The organism is Microbispora rosea (assembly GCF_900156315.1).
GTDB classification, from domain to species: Bacteria; Actinomycetota; Actinomycetes; order Streptosporangiales; family Streptosporangiaceae; genus Microbispora; species Microbispora rosea.
In genome coordinates this window covers 123,985-142,093 of sequence record NZ_FTNI01000006.1, presented here as the reverse complement: position 1 = coordinate 142,093, position 18,109 = coordinate 123,985, and the positions used below count along the sequence as shown (strand labels likewise).

Sequence of the window (18,109 nt, the reverse complement as noted above, 5' to 3'; positions counted from 1 at the left end):
CTCCGCGACGTGGTCAGGTCGCCGCCGCGGGTAGGGAGACCACGTCGCGCTACCGGCGGGCGAGTTTTCGCAGTGCGGGCAGCGCCCGATCGTCGGAGCCGAACAGTGCCGCGGCACGACGCCGGGGCGTTCATGTGCGGACGACCACGACGCCGCCGGCCGGCACCGTCGCCGCACCGTCGTACGCGGCGCCGTCGAGCACGCCGGTGCCGGTCACTCCGTCCACCGTCACCGGCGCGTCCGCGTGGTTGATGAGGAACAGGTGGTCGCCTCTCTGTACCAGCTCCAGCGTGTCGGGCAGGCCGCGCGGCCGGGACACGCCCGCGTGGTCGAGCACCCCCGCGACGAGATCGCGCAGGCCGGACCCGGCGTCCAGTGCGGTGGACACGTACCACGCACTACCCGCTCCCAGGTCGTGCCGGGTGACGGCGGGATGCCCGGCGTCGGGCCCGTCGGCGAACTCGTGCACGGCCCGCGCCCCCGCGAGCCGTACGCGCTCGGACCAGATCCGGCCGGTCGCGCCCCGCTTAGATGACTCGGGTTCGGACGACTCGGGCCCGGACGACTTCGACGGCCGCAGCCTGACCGTCTCGTGCTCGCGGAGCGGGTGGAACTCCTCGACGGCCACACCGAGCACCTCGCGCAGTGCCCCGGGATAGGCCCCCGGGTGGATGGTGTCGTTCTCGTCCACGATGCCGGAGAAGTACGACACGAGCAGGTGGCCGCCCGCCTCCACGTGGCGGTGCAGGTTCTTCGCCGCCCCCTCGCCGAGCAGGTAGGAGCTGGGCGCGACGACCAGCCGGTACGGCGACAGGTCGGCCGACGGGTGCACGAAGTCGACGGTGACGTGCTCGCGCCACAGCGCCTCGTAATAGGCCTCTATCCGTTCTCGGAAGCGCAGGTCGGCCGAGGGGCGCCACTCGAATTCGAGCGCCCAGTAGGACTCCCAGTCCCACACCACGGCGACCTCGGCCGTCACCCGCGCGCCCCTGACCCCGGCGAGCCTCCCGAGGTCCGCGCCGAGCGCGACCACGTCGCGCCAGATCCGGGAGTCGGTGCCGGCGTGCGGCAGCATCGCCGAGTGGAACTTCTCCGCGCCGTATCGGGAGGCGCGCCACTGGAAGAACATCGCCGAGTCCGAGCCGCGCGCCACGTGGGCGAGGGTGTTGCGGCGCATCTCCCCCGGCCGTTTGGCCAGGTTGCGCGGCTGCCAGTTGACCGCGCCCGTCGAGTGTTCCATAAGCATCCACGGGCGGCCCCCCGCCACCGACCGGGTGAGGTCGGCGGCCATGGCGAGCTCGATGTGCGGGTCGGCGCGGGCCGAGTCGAGGTAGTGGTCGTTGGCCACCACGTCGACCTCCGCCGCCCAGCGCCAGTAGTCCATTGGCTTGCAGTTGGGGATCATGAAGTTGGTCGTGACGGGCAGGTCGCTGAACCGCCGGATCGTTTCGCGTTCCGCGCGGAAGCACGCGAGGTGCGCGTCGACAGAGAACCGCATGAAGTCGAGCTGGAGTCCGGTGAGCAGGCCCACCGGCGCGGCGACAGGCGGCTCGACCTCCTCGAACGCGCCGTAGGTCAGCCCCCAGAAGGTGGTGCCCCAGGCGGCGTTGAGCGCGCCCACGTCTCCGTACCTGTCCCGCAGCCAGGCGCGGAACGCCTCGGCCGACGTCGGGCAGTAGCAGTGGGCGTTGGCCCAGCCGTACTCGTTGTGCACGTGCCACATCGCCAGGGCGGGGTGGCCGGCGTACCGCGCGGCCAGGGCGGCGACGACCCGCTCGGACGCCGCGGCGTAGTCGGACGAGCTCGGGCAGAAGCTGTGCCGCGAGCCGCCGCCGAGCACGTGGCCCTCCCTGTCCACGAGGCGGCTGCCGGGATAGCGGCGGCGGAACCACGTGGGCGGCGAGGAGGTGGGGGTGGCGAGGTCGGCGTATATCCCGGCCGAGTGGAGCAGGTCGAGGATCCGGTCCAGCAGAGAGAAGTCGTACTCGCCCTCCTGCGGCTCGATCAGCCCCCAGTTGAAGACGCCGACGGTCACCAGGTTGACCCCGGCCTCGCGCATCAGGCGGACATCCTCCCGCCACACCTCCTCCGGCCACTGCTCCGGGTTGTAGTCCCCGCCGTACGCGAGACCCTCGGGCAGGACGGGATATCCGGGCACGTCTCCCCCTCGATTCTGCTTCTGTGAACGTGCACAGTAACGCAGAACCGTCTCACCGAGAAGGTGCCATCGATCTGACCTGATCAACCAGGGGCGCTAACAACCGCGTAACGACCATTGACAGCACACGGGGCACCTTTCAGTCTGTGAACGCTCCCAGACGTTCCATCCTCCTGTCCCCCTCCCCACCCGCCTGGAGGAACATATGCGCGTGAACCGGTTAGCAGTGGCGGCGGTCGCGATCCTCACCGCCACGCTCTCGACGGCCTGCTCGGGCGGCTCCGACGAGCCGTCCTCGCCCGCCGCCGGCCAGAGCGCGGCGCCGGCCGGCCCGGTGAAACTGACCTACTGGACCTGGGTCCCGAACATGGACAAGATCGCCACAGCGTGGAACCAGGCCCACCCCGACATCCAGGTCACGGTCAGCAAGCAGGCGGGGGGCGACGACGCGGCGGCCAAGTTCCTCACCGCCGCCAAGGCCGGCAACCCGCCCGACCTGGTCCAGGCCGAGTATCAGATGCTGCCCTCCTTCGTCGCCGCCGACGCCGTGGCCGACCTCAAGGCCGAGACCGCACAGGCGAAGGCCGAGTTCGGCGAGGGCATCTGGGGCCTGGTGACGCTGGGCACCGACGCCGTCTACGCCGTGCCCCAGGACAGCGGGCCGATGATGCTCTACTACCGCAAGGACCTCTTCGAGAAGTACGGCATCGAGGTGCCGAAGACGTGGGACGAGTACGCCGAGGCCGCCCGCACGGTGCACAAGAAGGACCCCAAGGTCTTCCTCGGCACCTTCTCCAGCAAGGACCCGGGCTGGTTCGCCGGGCTCTCCCAGCAGGCGGGGGCGCAGTGGTGGTCCATCAGCGGCGACGCCTGGAAGGTCTCGGTGAACGACGAGGCCACCAAGAAGGTCGCCTCCTACTGGGGCGGCCTGGTGAAGGAGGGCGTCATCGACGGCATGCCCTACTTCACCCCGGAGTGGAACAAGGCGCTCAACGACGGCAGGCTGCTCACCTGGCCGTCGGCCGTGTGGGGCCCGGGCGTGCTGTCCGCCAACGCGCCGAAGGGCAAGGACAAGTGGGCCGTCGCCCCGCTGCCGCAGTGGAACGCGGGTGAGAACCACAGCGGCTTCTGGGGCGGCTCCTCCACCGCCGTCGCCGCCAAGTCGCCCAACAAGGCCGCCGCCGCGAAGTTCGCCACCTGGCTGAACACCGACCCGCAGGCGCTCGGACTGCTGATCAAGGAGGGCGCGATCTACCCGGCCTCCGTCAAGGGCGGCGCGCTCATGACCGAGGCTCCGGACTACTTCTCCAGCCAGCCCGACTTCTGGCAGCAGGCCGCCTCCATCGGCGCCACGGCCCGCGGCTTCACCTTCGGCCCGAACGTCAACGTGACGTACAACGCGTACAGGGACGCCTTCGACAAGGCCGTCGCCGCCAAGTCCGACTTCGCCGGCGCCGTGCAGACGATGCAGGACGCCACCGTCGCCGACATGCAGAAGTCCGGCTTCACCCTGGCCCAGTGATCATGACGTCGCGGAAGAAGGGCGTCCGCGTGCACCGCGCGGGCGCCGCGCCCTACCTGTTCCTCGCCCCGGCGATGGCGCTGTTCGCGCTCTTCATGGCCCTGCCCATCGGCTACACGATCTATCTGAGCCTGCGGCGCACCAAGGTCTCCGGCCTGGGCCTCGGCAAGGGGGCCCGCAGGGAGGTCTTCGCCGGGCTCGCCAACTACGCCGCCGCCGTGGGCGACGGCGAGCTGTGGGCCGGATGGCTGCGCGTCCTCGCGTACGGAGCCCTCGTGCTCGTGCTGATGCTGGGGCTCGCCCTCGTGTTCGCGCTGATGCTCGACGCGGCGCACGTGCGGCTCGCCCGCCTCACCCGGATCTCGATCTTCCTGCCGTACGCCGTGCCGGGCGTGGCGGCGACGCTGATGTGGGGCTTCCTCTACCTGCCCAGCCTCAGCCCGTTCGGCGAGCACCCGTTCCTGAGCGCCGGCCTCGTGACGTTCTCGATGGCGAACGTGGCGGTCTGGGGCGGCACCGGCTTCAACATGCTGGTGCTCTACACGAACCTGCGGGCCGTGCCGCGCGAGTACTACGAGGCGGCCAGGATCGACGGTGCGAGCGAGCTGGGCATCGCGCTGCGCATCAAGATCCCGATCCTGGTGCCGTCGATCATCCTGACGACGGTGTTCTCCGTCATCGCGACCGTCCAAGTGTTCACGGAACCGACCACCCTGCGGCCGCTGACGAACACGATCAGCTCGACCTGGAGCCCCTTGATGAAGGTGTACCGCGACGCGTTCGTCACCGGCGACCTCTACTCGGCCGCCGCGACGTCCATGGTGATCGCCGGGATCTCCCTCGTGTTGTCGTTCGGCTTCCTGCGGGTCGTGAAGAACCGCGCGTTCGGGGAGAGCTGATGGCCGCCACCGCACTGCGCGGGAGCCGCGGGCAGGCACGTCCCTCGCGGCACCGCCCGCTGGGGATCGCGCCGACCGGGGTGCTCGTGCTGGGCGCGATCTACACCCTGTTCCCGGTGAGCTGGGTGGTGGTCGCGGCCACCAAGTCCAAGGCCGAGCTGTTCTCCACCTCGACCTTCGCGCCCGGCGCCGGTCTGCTGTCCAACCTGGCCGACCTGTTCGCCTACCGCGACGGCGTCTTCTGGCTCTGGCTGCTCAACACGGCCCTGTACGCCGGCGGCGGCGCGGTGCTGTCGACCGCGGTGTCCACGATCTCGGGGTACGCGCTGGCGAAATACTCCTTCCCCGGCCGCGGCCTGATCTTCAACCTGCTCATCGGCGGCATCCTGGTGCCGTCGGTCGTGCTGGCGATTCCGCAGTATCTGCTGTTCTCCAAGGCCGGCCTGGCCGACACGTACTGGTCGGTGCTGCTGCCCCAGATCCTGCACCCCTACAGCATCTATCTGGCCAGGATCTACTCTCAGGCGGCGGTCCCCGGCTCGCTGCTCGAGGCGGGCCGGCTGGACGGCGCGGGCGAGTGGCGGCTGTTCCGCCGGGTGGCGCTGCCGCTGCTGACGCCGGGCATGGTGACGATCTTCCTGTTCCAGTTCGTCGCGATCTGGAACAACTTCCTGCTGCCGTTCATCATGCTGGGCGACGACCACAAGTTCCCGCTGACGGTCGGCCTCTACACCCTGCTCGCCGCGGGCGCCAACCAGCCGTCGCTCTACAACCTGATCATCACGGGGACGATGCTGTCGCTCATCCCGCTGATCGCGCTGTTCCTCACGATGCAGCGTTATTGGCGTACGGACCTGTCCGGCGGGGCCGTGAAAAGCTGATGGGCGCGGGGAAACACGCTGATCGGCGGGGGGACAATACGACCATGGCGAAGCGTCCGACCATTCACGACGTGGCCGCGGCGGCGGGCGTCTCCCGGGGCACCGTCTCCCGGGTGCTCAACGACGACCGGTATGTGAGCCCCGCCGCCCATGCCGCCGTCCGCCGCGCCATCGCCGAAACCGGCTACATCGTCAACCGCAACGCCCGCAGCCTGGTCACCCAGCGGACCGGGTCGGTGGTCATGGTGCTGTCGGAGCCGCACGAGAAGGTCTTCGAGGACCCCAACTACAGCACCACGATCCGCACGGCGATCCGGCGGCTCGGCGAGCGGGACGTCTCCCTGGTCATCATGCTGGCCGGGGACGACGGCGACCGGGCCAGGGTGGTGCACTACGTGCGCGGCGGCCACGCCGACGGGGTGCTGCTGATGTCCACGCACGCGGGCGACCCGCTCGTGGACGAGCTGGAGTCGCTGCGCATCCCCGCCGTCGCCTGCGGCGCCGTCATCGGGAAGGAGAACGTGATCCCCTACGCGGCGGCCGACGACCGCGAGGGCGCCCGGCAGATGGCCCGCTATCTGGTCGAGCAGGGCCGCAGGAAGATCGCCACGATCACCGGCCCGATGGACACGCCGGGCGGCATCCAGCGGCTGGAGGGCTTCGCCGACGTGCTCGGCAGGAAGGCCTCCAGAAGGCTGATCGAGCACGGCGACTGGACCCAGCTCAGCGGCGAGAGTGGCATGGCACGGCTGCTGGAGCGCACCCCCGACCTCGACGCGGTCTTCGTGGCCTCCGATCTCATGGCGGCCGGCGCGCTGTCCACGCTGCGCGCGGCCGGACGCAGGGTGCCCGACGACGTGGCCGTGGGCGGCTTCGACGACTCGTCGGTCGCCGCCACCACGCACCCGCCCCTCACCACGATCCGCCAGCCGCTCGCCGAGGTCGCGGAGGAGACCGTACGGCTGCTGCTCGCGCTCATCGACGGAGGAGGCCCGGTGGACCCCGTGATCCTGCCCACCCGCCTCATCGTGAGGGAGTCCGCCTGATTTCCCCGTCGGGGGATGTCACACACTGAGGTGGTGTCTCGTCCTCACTGTGTGAACGACCATGACGACGGCACGTCCGTCCTCGACACCGAGTTCCAGGCGACGTCCGAGGTGACGTCCGAGGCGACGTTCGAGGCGACGTTCGAGGCGATGCGGCCCCGGCTGCTCGGCGTCGCGTACGGCCTGCTCGGCAGCCTCGACGAGGCCGAGGACGTCGTGCAGGACGCCTGGCTGCGGCTGCGGTCCGCGACGGCCGCGGGCGGCGGCGAGGAGATCAGGGACGTGACCGGCTGGCTGGTGGTCACGGTCTCCCGGCTCGCTCTCGACGTGCTGCGCTCGGCGCGGCACCGCAGAGAGGAGTACGTGGGGCCGTGGCTGCCGGAACCGGTTCTCACCCGGCCGGTTCCCACCGGGCCTGTTCCCACCGGGCCGGTTCTCTCTGGGCCCGTTCTCACCGGCTCCGTTCTCACCGGGCCCGACCCGGCGGAGCGGGTGACCCTGGACGAGTCGCTGAGCATGGCGATGCTCGTCGTGCTGGAGTCGCTCAGCCCGGCCGAGCGGACCGCGTTCGTGCTGCACGACGTGTTCGGCCTGACGTTCGCCGAGGTGGGCGAGGCCGTCGGGCGCAGCCCCGCGGCCTGCCGACAGCTCGCCGCCCGGGCCCGGGCGCACGTCGCGTCGCGCGCGCCCCGGTTCGACGTGGACCCCGCCGAGCACCGGCGGGTGGTCCACGCCTTCGCCCGGGCCTGCCTCGGCGGAGACATGGACGCGCTGGTCGCGCTGCTCGACCCGGACGTCGTGCTGCGCAGCGACGGCGGCGGCCGGGTGCGCGCCGGGAGGCGGCCCGTCTCCGGAGCGGCCAAGGTGGCCAGGCTGCTGTCCGGCATCCAGAGGTTCGGCCGGTATGAGCTGGTCCCCGCCGTGGTGAACGGCTGGCCGGGCCTGCTGCGCTACCGGGACGGACGGCTGGTCGCGGTGATCGGCCTGACCGTCGCCGACGGCCGCGTCACCGCCGTCGACATGGTCCTGAACCCCGAGAAACTCGCCCGTGTGACACGGGCCGACGAGACGAGGAGATGACGGTGACCGAGAGGATCAACGTCCGCGAGCTGGCCCCCGAGGCGTACCGGGCCATGCGCGGGGTGGAGCGTTTCCTGCACGAGTGCGACGTGCCCCCCGCCACTTTGGAGCTCGCCAAGATCCGGGCCAGCCAGATCAACGGCTGTGCCTTCTGCCTGGACCTGCACTTCCGGGAAGCCAAGAAGGCCGGGGAGAGCGACGAGCGCCTGTGGTCGGTCGCCGCCTGGCGGGAGGCGCCCTGCTACACCGACGCCGAGCGGGCCGCGCTGGCGCTGACCGAGGCCGCGACCCGGCTCGCCGACCGGCCCGACCCCGTGCCGGACGAGATCTGGGCGGATGCGGCCAAGCACTACTCCGAGGAGCAGCTGGCCGCGCTGGTCGTCGCCATCGCGCAGATCAACGCCTGGAACCGGATCTGCGTCGTGAGCCGCAGGGCGCCCGGCTCTGTCTGAGCGAAAAGGGGAGGACGGCGGCACGCGGGGCGAATAGTCTGCCTAACGTCATGGAAGGAGGAACGCCATGAGACGTAGCACGATTCGCAGACCTCGCCGCGTCCGTCGTCCCGCCGCCGACCTCGACCTGCGCACCCCCTCCGGCCGGCCGCTTCCGTACTGAAAGTCGTGTGACTCCGGACGCTTTACGCCCGTTTTACTAAGCGTCCGATATCTATACCCGGGAAGGTCACGGAACCATCACGGTCGGGGGGAAACGAACATGGTCACGGTGGTGCCGTCGCTCGCCAAGGTCAGGGACATCAGGACCGCGCTGCGCCGCAGGCCCGCGCGGGACAGGAGAGACCGGAAGATCGTCGATCTCAGGGCCTACACGGGCGGGAACGTCATCCGGTTCCCGAGGACGTCCGGGCCGACGTCCGCCGCCTGAGCGGCTCTTCCGCAGCGATCCACGAGACGGCCCGCCCGGCGTCCCCGCCGGGCGGGCCGACGGCTTTACTGGTTGAATGTCGCCTCATGAGTGATCTGTCCGCAACCGCGCGGACCCGGCACCGCCGGTTGCGGGAGCAGGGGCGCACCGACCGGGAGGCACTGTTCGAGGTGCTCCGGGCCGGGTTCGTCTGCCACCTCGGCGTCGTCGTGGACGGCGACCCCATGGTGGTGCCGACGGTGTACGGCTTCGACGACGACCATCTGTACGTGCACGGCTCGGTGGCCAGCCGCAGCCTCACCCGCGGCACGACGGTCTGCGTGACGATCACGCACGTCGACGGCCTGGTGCTGGCCCGATCGGTCTTCGAGCACGGCGTGAACTACCGCAGTGCGATGATCTACGGCGTGCCCCGCGTGCTGGAAGGCGACGAGAAGATCGCCGCCCTTCGGTGTCTGACCGAGCACGCCACCCCCGGACAGTGGGACTACGCGCGGCAGCCGAACCGCAAGGAGCTGGCCGCGACGACGATCCTCGCGGTCCCGCTCGCCGAGGCGTCGGTGAAGGTGCGCGAGGGCCATCCGGGCGACGCCGACGACCCGCACGACGTCTGGGCCGGGGTCCTGCCGCTCACCCGGTCGTGGCAGGCCCCCGTGACCGACCCGCAGGCGGCCGCCCATCCCGTCCCGCCGCATATCCTCGCCCGCACCACGCCCCACTGACCGCGGCGCCGTACGGCCGGTCGCGGCGGGCGGCCCTTACGACTGGACGCTCGGCTTGAGCCGGACGCCGCCGTCGACGGTCAGCACGGTGCCCGTCGCGTAGCCCGTCTCGATCAGGTAGGCGATCGCGTTCGCCACCTCGCCGGGAGTGCCGATCCTGCCGACCGTGGTGGCGGCGGCGAACGCGTCGAGCGCGCCCTGCCGGCCGTCCCCCAGCTCGTCCCACCACTCGGTGTCGATCACGCCGGGCGACACCGCGTTGACCCGGACCGGGGCGAGCTCCACCGCGAGCCCCGGGACCATCGACTCGATCGCCCCGTTCACCGCCGCGAGCCCGGCCACCCCGGCCAGCGCGTTGTTGGCGCTGGCCGCCGAGACGAACGTCAGCGACCCGTCCCGGCGCAGCGCCGCGAGCGCCGCCTGGGCGGCGACCACCTGGGCGATCAGCTTGTCGTCCAGGGCCCGGCGCAGGTCGTCGGGCGAGAGCGACAGGAACGGACCGGCCCCCTTGCGGCCCGACACGCTGATCACCACGTGGTCCACCGGGGCCGCCTCGGCGAACAGGGTCCGCATCGCCTCAGGATCGCGGGCGTCGGCCACCACGCCGGAGCCCCGCTCCCCGATCTCCTTGACGGCCCGCTCCAGCCGTTCGGGCGTGCGGCCGGTGACGACGACCTCGCGCCCCGATGCGGCCAGCCGTACGGCGGCGGCCAGGCCGATTCCGCTCGTGCCGCCGACGATCACTACGCGCTCGTTCATGGATTTCCCCCAATATGAGACATGATGCCTCGAAACTATAAACGAGACACGATGTCCTGTAAAGTGGCGGCATGGTGGGGAGGCCACGCAGCCAGCAGGCGCGCCGGGCGATACTCGAGGCCGCGCTGCGGCTGTGCGAGCGCGACGGCTATCCGAACGTGACGCTGAAGAGCATCGCCGAGGAGGCGGGAACCGGCAGGCAGACGCTCTACCGCTGGTGGGACACCAAGGCCGACGTGCTGCTTGAGGCCATGACCGACCTCGTCGAAAGCTCCCGGGCGCCGTCGCAGGCCGACCTGGAGACGTTCCTGCGCGAGACCTTCGCGCTGGCGGAGGGCGTGGTCGGCAGGGTGGTGGCAGGCCTCATGGCGGAGGCCCAGAGCGACCCCGCCCTGGCCGAGCGCCTGCGGGAGCGGCTGATCGGCCCGCGGCGGGACGCCCTGCGGGCGGTGCTGGAGCGGATGCCGCCGCCCCCCGGCGCCGACCTGGACCTCCTGGTCGACATGATCTTCGGTGTCATGTGGTATCGGCTGCTCAACCGGCACGGCCCCCTCGACGCCGCCCTGGCGGGAGACGTCACGGCGCTCGTGGCCAGGATCGCCGCAAGCCCGGGACCCCATGGGGAGCTCCCGCGCTGACGCGCCTTCGGAGGACGGCGAGCCCGACGACGACCTCGGGGAGTGCGAGGTACCGCGGCGCGATTCACCGCTGAAGGCGGACCCGCGCGCTCACGTCGGCGCCGTACGGAGGCGGGGCGTTGCGGCGAACCTGAAAAGCCGGGCGCGATGGCAGCTGGACTCGTCCCCCGCATCCTCTGTCACGTCTGCCACTTCAGCGACAGCGCCATGCGGCAGGATGGAGCGGTGACGCCTTCCCCAGCGGTCGTCCGGCCGGACCGGGACCTCCTTGAGGAGATCCTCGACGAGCTGGACATCGAGCACACGATAGACACAGAGGGCGACCTGGCGATCTCCACCGCCCACCTCACGATCTTCTTCCTGTTCGGCAAGGAAGGAGACCTGTTCACCGTGCGGACCTTTTACGAAAGGAACTACTCGGTGGACGACAAGCGGATGCTGCTCACGGCGCTCAACGAGTGGAACGCGGACACGATGTGGCCGAAGGTGTACGCGTTCACTCAGGACAACGGCACGATCCGGGTCGTCGGCGACTCCCAGGTCTACATCGGGGCCGGCGTGACCAGGGAGCACCTGACCACGATGGTGGCCCACTGGGTCAGGTTCTCGATCAAGTTCTACCGCTGGCTCACCGACCGGCTCGCCTTTGAGGCCGACTGACCAGGACCGGCTGGCCGGCACCGACTGGACTACACCGGCTGGCCGGGATTGATTGGCCAGGATCGATTGGCCAGGGGCCGCCGGCAGGAACGGCACGTCCTGCCGGCCAGGGGCGGCGGGCGGCACGCGCGCTCGTCGCCGAGCTCTACGCTGAGTTCTACGCCGCGCTCGCCGCCGGCCTGCGGACCGTCAGCCTCGCGCGAGGGCGTCGCGCAGCTCCGCGACGGTGAGGCGGGGGCCGTAGGCGGGCTTGTCCCGCTGGAACCGCCGTCCCTCCGCGAGCGGGCCCGCGTCGACCACGTCGAAGCCGAAGGAGTCGATCAGCTCGGTGACCGTCTTCTTGGCCTCGTCGTCGTCGCCCGAGATCGGCAGCGCCCGCCGGTTCTCCGTGCCGGCGGGCTGCCCCTGCTCGGCGAGGTGGACCCAGTTGATGGCGTTGAACGCCTTCACGACCCGCGACCCCGGCAGATGCGCGGCGAGCACCTCGCTGTCGGTGGTCTCACCCGCGTCGATCTCGGGGAAGCGACCGTCCCGCTCGAAGTAGTAGTTGTTCGTGTCGATGACGACCTTGCCGTCCAGCGGCTCGACCGGCACCTCCCGGTATCTGCCGAAGGGGATCGTGACGACCACGATGTCCCCCGCCGCCGCTGCCTCGGCCGCGGTGGCGGCACGCGCGTTCGGACCCAGCCCGGCCACGAGTTCGGAGAGTGTGTCCGGTCCGCGGGAGTTGCTCAGCACCACCGAGTGCCCGGCGTCGACCGCCAGCTTCGCAAGGGTGCCGCCGATCTTCCCACTGCCGATGAATCCAATGACCATAGTTGGGGCAACACGACGACATCTGGCCTCATTCCCCCCACCGGCGTGTCGCCCAGGACGACCACGGCCCGTTTCGGGAGGTCAGGTGGCCGGTCGGCCTCATCGAGCAGAGCCCCTCCACCCGCCCGCGCGGTGCGGCGCGATGGTCTGAGACATGCGCAGGGGGCCGGCGCACTCGCCGGCCCCCTGCACTCACGGGGCGCTCTCGCTGACGCGTCAGCTGCAGCCGCTGGTGCTGCCGCAGCCCTCGCAGACGTAGCAGCTACCGGCCGGGCGCATCTTGGTGCCGCAGGTCATGCACAGCGGCGCGTCCGCCGTGCGGCCCTGGTGGCTCTCCAGCGAGGCGCCGACCCGGCGCGGCTCCGGCACCGCCACCGGCGCGACCTGCCCGGCGGACGGCCCCTCGGCCGGCTTGGCCTCGACCGGCGCCGGCTGCGCCTTCTCGACGGGCACGGCCTTGCCGCTCTCGATGGGCGCTGACTGCGCCAGGGCCGCGGTGTCCACGTCCTGGAGCGCGGCCGGGTCCTCGCCGCGCTGCTGCGCGGCCCGCTCCGAGGCGGAGAAGATCCCCAGGGCGGCCCGGTCCTCGTACGGCAGGTAGTCGAGCGCGAGCCGCCGGAAGATGTAGTCCATCACGGACTGCGCCATCCGGACGTCGGGGTCGTCGGTCATGCCCGCCGGCTCGAAGCGCATGTTGACGAACTTCTGCACGTACGTGTCGAGCGGCACGCCGTACTGGAGGCCGATCGAGATCGCCACGGAGAAGGCGTCCATCACGCCCGCGAGCGTGCTGCCCTGCTTGGACATCTTGAGGAAGACCTCGCCCAGACCGTCGTCGGGGTAGGACGAGGCGGTCATGTAGCCCTTGGCGCCGCCCACGGTGAAGCGGGTGGTGGTGCTCGGCCGCTGGTTCGGCATCCGCCGCCGGGTCGGCCGCGCGACCTCCACGACCTGGACGATCGGCTCCTTCTCCGCCGTCTCGGCGGGGACCTCCTCGGGGGTCTTCTTCGCGACCGACAGCGGCTGGCCGACCTTGCAGTTGTCGCGGTAGACGGCCAGGGCCTTGAGGCCGAGCTTCCAGCCCTCCAGGTAGACCTGCTCGATGTCGTCGATCGTGGCCGACTCGGGCAGGTTCACGGTCTTGGAGATCGCGCCGGACAGGAACGGCTGGACGGCCGCCATCATCCGGACGTGGCCCATCGGGGCGATGGCCCGCTCGCCCATCGCGCAGTCGAACACCTCGTAGTGCTCCGGCCGCAGGCCCGGGGCGTCCACGACGTGACCGTGCTCGGCGATGTACTCGACGATGGCCTCGACCTGCTCCTCCAGGTAGCCGAGCCGGCGCAGCGCCCGCGGGATCGTCTGGTTGACGATCTGCATCGAGCCGCCGCCGACGAGCTTCTTGAACTTCACCAGCGCCAGGTCGGGCTCGATGCCGGTGGTGTCGCAGTCCATCATCAGGCCGATGGTGCCGGTCGGGGCGAGCAGCGACGCCTGGGCGTTGCGGTAGCCGTTCTTCTCACCGAGCCTGAGGCACTCCTGCCACTGCCGGGTGGCCTCGCCGTGCAGGGCCTTGTCCATGTCGTCGAGCGTGCGCAGGTCGTCGTTGGCCGCGGCGTGCTTGCGCATGACCCGCTTGTGCGGCTCGGCGTTGCGCTGGTAGCCGTCGTACGGGCCGACGATCCCGGCGATCTCGGCCGAGCGGCGGTAGGACACGGCGGTCATCAGCGAGGTGATCCCGGCCGCGATGGCCCGGCCGCCGTCGGAGTCGTACGCGTGCCCGGTCGCCATGAGCAGCGCGCCCAGGTTGGCGTAGCCGATGCCGAGCTGGCGGTACGCCCGGGTGGTCTCGGCGATCTTCTGCGTCGGGAAGTCGGCGAAGGTGATCGAGATGTCCATCGCGGTGATGATCAGCTCGGTGACCTTCACGAAGGTCGCGACGTCGAAGGAGTCGTCGTCGCGCAGGAACTTCAGCAGGTTGATCGACGCGAGGTTGCACGAGGAGTTGTCCAGGTGGACGTACTCCGAGCAGGGGTTGCTGGCCGTGATGCGCCCGGTCTCGGGGCAGGTGTGCCAGTCGTTGATCGTGTCGTCGTACTGCAGGCCGGGGTCGGCGCACTCCCAGGCGGCCTTGGCCATCTTGCGGAACAGCGACCGCGCCTCGACCTCCTCGATGACCTCGCCGGTCAGCCGGCCCCGCAGGCCGAACTGCCCGCCGTCCTCGACGGCCCGCATGAACTCGTCGGAGACCCGCACCGAGTTGTTGGCGTTCTGGTACTGCACGGACACGATGTCCTTGCCGCCGAGGTCCATGTCGAACCCGGCGTCGCGCAGCGCGCGGATCTTGTCCTCCTCGCGCGCCTTGGTCTCGATGAACTCCTCGATGTCGGGGTGGTCCACGTCGAGGACGACCATCTTGGCCGCCCTGCGGGTCGCGCCGCCCGACTTGATGGTGCCGGCGGAGGCGTCGGCGCCGCGCATGAAGGAGACCGGGCCGCTGGCCGTGCCACCGCTGGACAGCAGCTCCTTGGACGAGCGGATGCGGGAGAGGTTGACCCCGGAGCCGGAGCCGCCCTTGAAGATCACACCCTCTTCCTTGTACCAGTCGAGGATCGACTCCATCGTGTCGTCCACGGCCAGGATGAAGCAGGCGCTCACCTGCTGGGGGGAGCGGGTGCCGACGTTGAACCACACCGGGGAGTTGAAGCTGAAGGTCTGGTGGATCAGCGCGTGCTTGAGCTCGTGGTCGAAGATCTCCGCGTCCTCCTCGGAGGCGAAGTAGCCGTTCTCGACGCCGGTCCTGGTGTAGACGCCCACGACCCGGTCGACGAGCTGCTTGAGGCTCGACTCACGCTGCGGGGTGCCCACCGCCCCGCGGAAGTACTTGGTGGTGACGATGTTGGCCGCGTTGACCGACCAGAAGTCGGGGAACTCCACGCCGTGCTGCTCGAAATTGACCGAGCCGTCCCGCCAGTTCGTCATCACGACGTCGCGCCGCTCCCAGCGGACCTCGTCGTACGGGTGCACACCCGGGGTGGTGAAGATGCGCTTCATCTTCAGGCCCTTGCGCGGGCGCTTGCCCGGCCGGCCCCCCACACCCGACACGGTGCCGCTCACGGTCTCCGTCATGACTTCCCCCTCCCAGGGCCCGATGGAGCCCCTTCTCCGACCACGCTCGTTATAACCACATCGTCGCGCCGCGCCGTCGCGCGCCGCCGCCCGCCTCGTCCCGGTCCCCCGGAAGGCGCCTACTCCTCGCCCACCGTGCTGTGGGCCGCGCGGAGCCGCTCGATCTCCGCCTCGAAGTCCGCCAGCGTCTCGAAGCTGCGGTAGACCGACGCGAAGCGCAGGTAGGCCACCTCGTCGAGGTCGCGGAGCGGGCCCAGGATGGCCAGGCCCACCTCGTGCGAGGCGATCTCGGCCGCGCCGGTGCCCCGGATGCTCTCCTCGACGCGCTGCCCGAGCTGGGCGAGGGAGTCCTCGCTTACCGGGCGTCCCTGACAGGCCCGCCGTACGCCGGCGATGACCTTCTCCCGGGAGAACGGCTCGGTGACCCCGCTGCGCTTGCTCACCATCAGCAGTACGGTCTCCTGCGTGGTGAATCTGCGCCCGCACTCGGGACAGGTGCGCCGGCGGCGGATCGCCGCCCCGTCCTCGGCCGCACGGCTGTCGACGACCCGGGTGTCCGGGTGGCGACAGAACGGACAGTGCACTTCATCGCCTCCCTGAACGCACATCCCGGAACACAAGGTGTGGTGAACTTACACCGATGTGACTACTAGATGTTGTGGTCCAACCGTAGGAGCGCCCGACCTTGAACGCAAGTCGAACCGGCCGCGGGTGAGGAAGTTCCTGCTCGGCGCGCGTGTCGCGCCTCCTGTCACGGCCGCATCAACCGCCCCGGCCGTGGCGGAATAGACCCTTTGCGCGCCTTTCCCGGGCCGATTTCCGTACGGCTTCTGACCTGGGCGTACGGCGGCCAGAGAAGATCGGGTAAATCGAACACGGGATCGATCGAACTCCCGTACGATGAGGTGGACGGCGAGATCGGCGATTTCGCTGGATATCGAACAATTGTTTGACGGTGATCTTGAATCGCGGTACGGTCGCTCTGTGCGACATGAGGAACACGGATTGAGAGGTGGCATCGTGAGTGACCGAAGTGAGCAAGCGGATGGCGTCAGCGACCTCGCGGTTCGCAGGCGCGACTCGCTTGGCCTCACCCCCAGGCAGCGGAAGATCCTCGAGGTCATCCGCGACTCGGTCCAGCAGCGCGGCTATCCGCCGTCCATGCGGGAGATCGGGGAAGCGGTCCAGCTGACCAGCACCTCCAGCGTGTCGCACCAGCTCACGGCGCTCCAGCGTAAGGGCTACCTCCGGCGTGATCCCCATCGGCCCCGGGCCCTGGAGGTCCGGCTGCCGGGCGAGCCGGTGCTGTGGGTGGACCCGGACGCCACCTCCGAGGAGGAGGCCGGATTCAACCGGCCCACCGCGGCCTACGTGCCGCTGGTCGGCCGCATCGCCGCCGGTGGCCCCATCCTCGCCGAGCAGAGCATCGAGGACGTGTTCGCGCTGCCCAAGCAGCTCGTGGGCGAGGGCACGCTGTTCCTGCTCCAGGTCTCCGGCGACTCGATGATCGAGGCCGCCATCGCCGACGGCGACTGGGTCGTGGTGCGGCAGCAGCCGGTCGCCGACAACGGCGACATCGTGGCCGCGATGATCGACGGCGAGGCCACCGTGAAGACGTTCAAGCGCAAGGACGGGCACGTGTGGCTGGTGCCGCACAACCCCAACTACGAGCCGATCCCGGGCGACGAGGCCACCGTGCTCGGCAAGGTCACGGCGGTCCTGCGCAAGCTGTAGCCGCGCCGGCGCCCCGCGGCACGAGGCACCGCGGGGCGCGGCGGCCGCCTTCCAGGCGGTCACTTACCGGCAATTAGGGTGAGTCGGGTGAAACTCGACTCACTGTCTCTGGATGCGGCCCGCCGTCGTGACGGAATCAAATGGGCCCGCGCCGCGTCCGGCGTCATCCCCGCCTGGGTCGCCGACATGGACTTCCCCGTGCCCGAGGCGGTCACGGAGGCGATCGCGAGACGTGCCGCCACAGACCTCGGCTATCCCGCCTGGCTGGAGGAGCCCACCGCCGGGCCCCTGGCGGAGGCGTTCGCCGAGCGCATGGAGGCGCGGTACGGCTGGCGAGCCGATCCGGCACACGTGCGGTCCTACACCGACCTCAACCAGGCCCTCCAGGTGCTGCTGCACGTCATGACCGACCCCGGCGACGCGGTGGCGCTGCACGTTCCGGCCTACGACCCCTTCCTCACCACGATCACCGCGATGAACCGCCGCCTGGTGCCCATGCCGCTGACGGCCGACGGCAGGTTCGAGGTGCCCGGTGAGCCCGTCCGGGTGCTCCTGCTGGTCAACCCGCAGAACCCGTCGGGCCGCTCATTCACCCGTGAGGAGCTCGAGGCGGTCGCGGCGTACGCCGACCGGCACGGCACACTGGTGATCTCCGACGAGATCCACGCCGACCTGACGTACGCCCCTGCCCGGCACATCCCGTTCGCCACGATCCTGCCGGAGCGCACGGTCACGCTGACCTCCGCCAGCAAGGCCTTCAACATGGGCGGACTGCACTGCTCGGTGGCCCACATCGGCGCGAAGGACGCCAGGGACGCGCTCGGCCGCCAGCCCGCCCACATCTACGGGGCGCCCAGCGTTCTCGGTGTGGAGGCCACGGTCGCGGCGTGGCGGCACGGCGACGCGTGGCTGGAGGAGGTGCTGACGATCCTGGACCGCAACCGCAGGCGCATCGCCGAGCGGCTCCCCTCGGTGGGGTACCGCATGCCCGAAGCCACCTATCTCGCGTGGCTCGACTTCGGCGTGCCCGGCGCGGCGCACTTCCTTGAGCGGGAGGCCCGGGTCAAACTCAACCCGGGCCCGAACTACGGAGGCGGCGACACCTTCGCCCGCCTCAACTTCGCGACCTCGGCGGCGATCCTGGAGGAGATCCTGTCCAGGATCGCCGCCGCACTGATGTGAG

General features: G+C 70.4%; 17 protein-coding genes. 12 read left to right on the top strand and 5 right to left on the bottom strand.

The genetic code is table 11. The annotated features are described in order from the left end of the window. Positions 1 to 130: 130 nt before the first annotated feature. Positions 131 to 2,158: a beta-galactosidase gene (locus tag BXA11_RS11080; RefSeq protein WP_076434431.1), complete on the bottom strand. Its 2,028-nt coding sequence runs from the start codon at positions 2,156 to 2,158 to the stop codon at positions 131 to 133. Between the two features lie 205 nt (positions 2,159 to 2,363). Here BXA11_RS11080 and BXA11_RS11075 point away from each other — a divergent pair, with 205 nt between their 5' ends. The 8 genes from BXA11_RS11075 (at position 2,364) to BXA11_RS11045 (ending at position 9,190) form a co-directional block, all read left to right on the top strand. Continuing rightward, positions 2,364 to 3,680, top strand: coding sequence for an ABC transporter substrate-binding protein (locus BXA11_RS11075; protein WP_076434430.1), 1,317 nt, complete (start codon positions 2,364 to 2,366; stop codon positions 3,678 to 3,680). Between the two features lie 2 nt (positions 3,681 to 3,682). Continuing rightward, entirely contained in the window at positions 3,683 to 4,579 is an 897-nt protein-coding gene (locus BXA11_RS11070) for a carbohydrate ABC transporter permease (protein WP_076434429.1), read from the top strand. Further along, positions 4,579 to 5,460 carry a carbohydrate ABC transporter permease gene (locus tag BXA11_RS11065; protein WP_076434428.1) on the top strand — a complete coding sequence of 294 codons (882 nt, stop codon included), beginning with the start codon at positions 4,579 to 4,581 and terminating at the stop codon, positions 5,458 to 5,460. The genes BXA11_RS11070 and BXA11_RS11065 overlap by 1 nt, the downstream gene beginning before the upstream one ends. A gap of 44 nt (positions 5,461 to 5,504) precedes the next feature. After that, a complete protein-coding gene (locus BXA11_RS11060; RefSeq protein WP_030505746.1) occupies positions 5,505 to 6,506 on the top strand; it encodes a LacI family DNA-binding transcriptional regulator in 1,002 nt (333 codons plus the stop codon). A gap of 51 nt (positions 6,507 to 6,557) precedes the next feature. Then, positions 6,558 to 7,586 carry an RNA polymerase sigma factor SigJ gene (sigJ, locus tag BXA11_RS11055; RefSeq protein WP_239104933.1) on the top strand — a complete coding sequence of 343 codons (1,029 nt, stop codon included), beginning with the start codon at positions 6,558 to 6,560 and terminating at the stop codon, positions 7,584 to 7,586. Then, the gene (locus BXA11_RS11050; RefSeq protein WP_076434426.1) at positions 7,583 to 8,038 is read left to right on the top strand and encodes a carboxymuconolactone decarboxylase family protein; all 456 of its coding nucleotides are present in this window, start codon (positions 7,583 to 7,585) and stop codon (positions 8,036 to 8,038) included. The genes sigJ and BXA11_RS11050 overlap by 4 nt, the downstream gene beginning before the upstream one ends. A gap of 262 nt (positions 8,039 to 8,300) precedes the next feature. Continuing rightward, positions 8,301 to 8,468: a hypothetical protein gene (locus BXA11_RS43645; protein ID WP_167769254.1), complete on the top strand. Its 168-nt coding sequence runs from the start codon at positions 8,301 to 8,303 to the stop codon at positions 8,466 to 8,468. Between the two features lie 86 nt (positions 8,469 to 8,554). Continuing rightward, positions 8,555 to 9,190, top strand: coding sequence for a pyridoxamine 5'-phosphate oxidase family protein (locus tag BXA11_RS11045; protein WP_076434425.1), 636 nt, complete (start codon positions 8,555 to 8,557; stop codon positions 9,188 to 9,190). 36 nt (positions 9,191 to 9,226) lie between these two features. Here BXA11_RS11045 and BXA11_RS11040 read toward each other — a convergent pair whose 3' ends face one another. Continuing rightward, positions 9,227 to 9,949, bottom strand: coding sequence for an SDR family oxidoreductase (locus tag BXA11_RS11040; RefSeq protein ID WP_076434424.1), 723 nt, complete (start codon positions 9,947 to 9,949; stop codon positions 9,227 to 9,229). Between the two features lie 71 nt (positions 9,950 to 10,020). Between BXA11_RS11040 and BXA11_RS11035 the strand changes: the two genes are divergently transcribed. Further along, positions 10,021 to 10,587 (top strand): TetR/AcrR family transcriptional regulator, encoded by a 567-nt coding sequence (locus BXA11_RS11035; protein WP_076434423.1) that lies wholly within the window; start codon positions 10,021 to 10,023, stop codon positions 10,585 to 10,587. A 225-nt stretch (positions 10,588 to 10,812) separates the two neighbouring features. Next, a complete protein-coding gene (locus tag BXA11_RS11030; RefSeq protein ID WP_159454761.1) occupies positions 10,813 to 11,247 on the top strand; it encodes a type III secretion system chaperone family protein in 435 nt (144 codons plus the stop codon). 189 nt (positions 11,248 to 11,436) lie between these two features. Here the strand turns inward: BXA11_RS11030 and BXA11_RS11025 are convergent, their stop codons facing one another. From BXA11_RS11025 to nrdR, 3 genes are all read right to left on the bottom strand, one after another. Next, positions 11,437 to 12,063 (bottom strand): NADPH-dependent F420 reductase, encoded by a 627-nt coding sequence (locus tag BXA11_RS11025; RefSeq protein WP_076434422.1) that lies wholly within the window; start codon positions 12,061 to 12,063, stop codon positions 11,437 to 11,439. A gap of 216 nt (positions 12,064 to 12,279) precedes the next feature. Then, positions 12,280 to 15,192 (bottom strand): vitamin B12-dependent ribonucleotide reductase, encoded by a 2,913-nt coding sequence (locus tag BXA11_RS11020; RefSeq protein ID WP_030505759.1) that lies wholly within the window; start codon positions 15,190 to 15,192, stop codon positions 12,280 to 12,282. 119 nt (positions 15,193 to 15,311) lie between these two features. Further along, on the bottom strand, positions 15,312 to 15,776 hold the full coding sequence (gene nrdR, locus BXA11_RS11015) for a transcriptional regulator NrdR (RefSeq protein ID WP_076434421.1): 465 nt from the start codon (positions 15,774 to 15,776) through the stop codon (positions 15,312 to 15,314). 433 nt (positions 15,777 to 16,209) lie between these two features. Between nrdR and lexA the strand changes: the two genes are divergently transcribed. Both lexA and BXA11_RS11005 read left to right on the top strand, forming a co-directional pair. Beyond that, positions 16,210 to 16,926, top strand: a complete 717-nt coding sequence (gene lexA, locus BXA11_RS11010; RefSeq protein ID WP_167538760.1) for a transcriptional repressor LexA — start codon at positions 16,210 to 16,212, stop codon at positions 16,924 to 16,926. 87 nt (positions 16,927 to 17,013) lie between these two features. Further along, on the top strand, positions 17,014 to 18,108 hold the full coding sequence (locus BXA11_RS11005; RefSeq protein ID WP_076434419.1) for a MalY/PatB family protein: 1,095 nt from the start codon (positions 17,014 to 17,016) through the stop codon (positions 18,106 to 18,108). Position 18,109 lies beyond the last annotated feature (1 nt).

Excerpts from the sequence above, each read along its gene's own strand:
- BXA11_RS11020 (WP_030505759.1), bottom strand. The coding sequence starts at position 15,192 with ATGACGGAGACCGTGAGCGGCACCGTGTCGGGTGTGGGGGGCCGGCCG.
- BXA11_RS11035 (WP_076434423.1), top strand. The coding sequence starts at position 10,021 with ATGGTGGGGAGGCCACGCAGCCAGCAGGCGCGCCGGGCGATACTCGAG.
- BXA11_RS11065 (WP_076434428.1), top strand. The coding sequence starts at position 4,579 with ATGGCCGCCACCGCACTGCGCGGGAGCCGCGGGCAGGCACGTCCCTCG.
- BXA11_RS11045 (WP_076434425.1), top strand. The coding sequence starts at position 8,555 with ATGAGTGATCTGTCCGCAACCGCGCGGACCCGGCACCGCCGGTTGCGG.
- BXA11_RS43645 (WP_167769254.1), top strand. The coding sequence starts at position 8,301 with ATGGTCACGGTGGTGCCGTCGCTCGCCAAGGTCAGGGACATCAGGACC.
- BXA11_RS11050 (WP_076434426.1), top strand. The coding sequence starts at position 7,583 with ATGACGGTGACCGAGAGGATCAACGTCCGCGAGCTGGCCCCCGAGGCG.
- BXA11_RS11025 (WP_076434422.1), bottom strand. The coding sequence starts at position 12,063 with ATGGTCATTGGATTCATCGGCAGTGGGAAGATCGGCGGCACCCTTGCG.
- BXA11_RS11060 (WP_030505746.1), top strand. The coding sequence starts at position 5,505 with ATGGCGAAGCGTCCGACCATTCACGACGTGGCCGCGGCGGCGGGCGTC.
- BXA11_RS11075 (WP_076434430.1), top strand. The coding sequence starts at position 2,364 with ATGCGCGTGAACCGGTTAGCAGTGGCGGCGGTCGCGATCCTCACCGCC.
- BXA11_RS11070 (WP_076434429.1), top strand. The coding sequence starts at position 3,683 with ATGACGTCGCGGAAGAAGGGCGTCCGCGTGCACCGCGCGGGCGCCGCG.
- BXA11_RS11040 (WP_076434424.1), bottom strand. The coding sequence starts at position 9,949 with ATGAACGAGCGCGTAGTGATCGTCGGCGGCACGAGCGGAATCGGCCTG.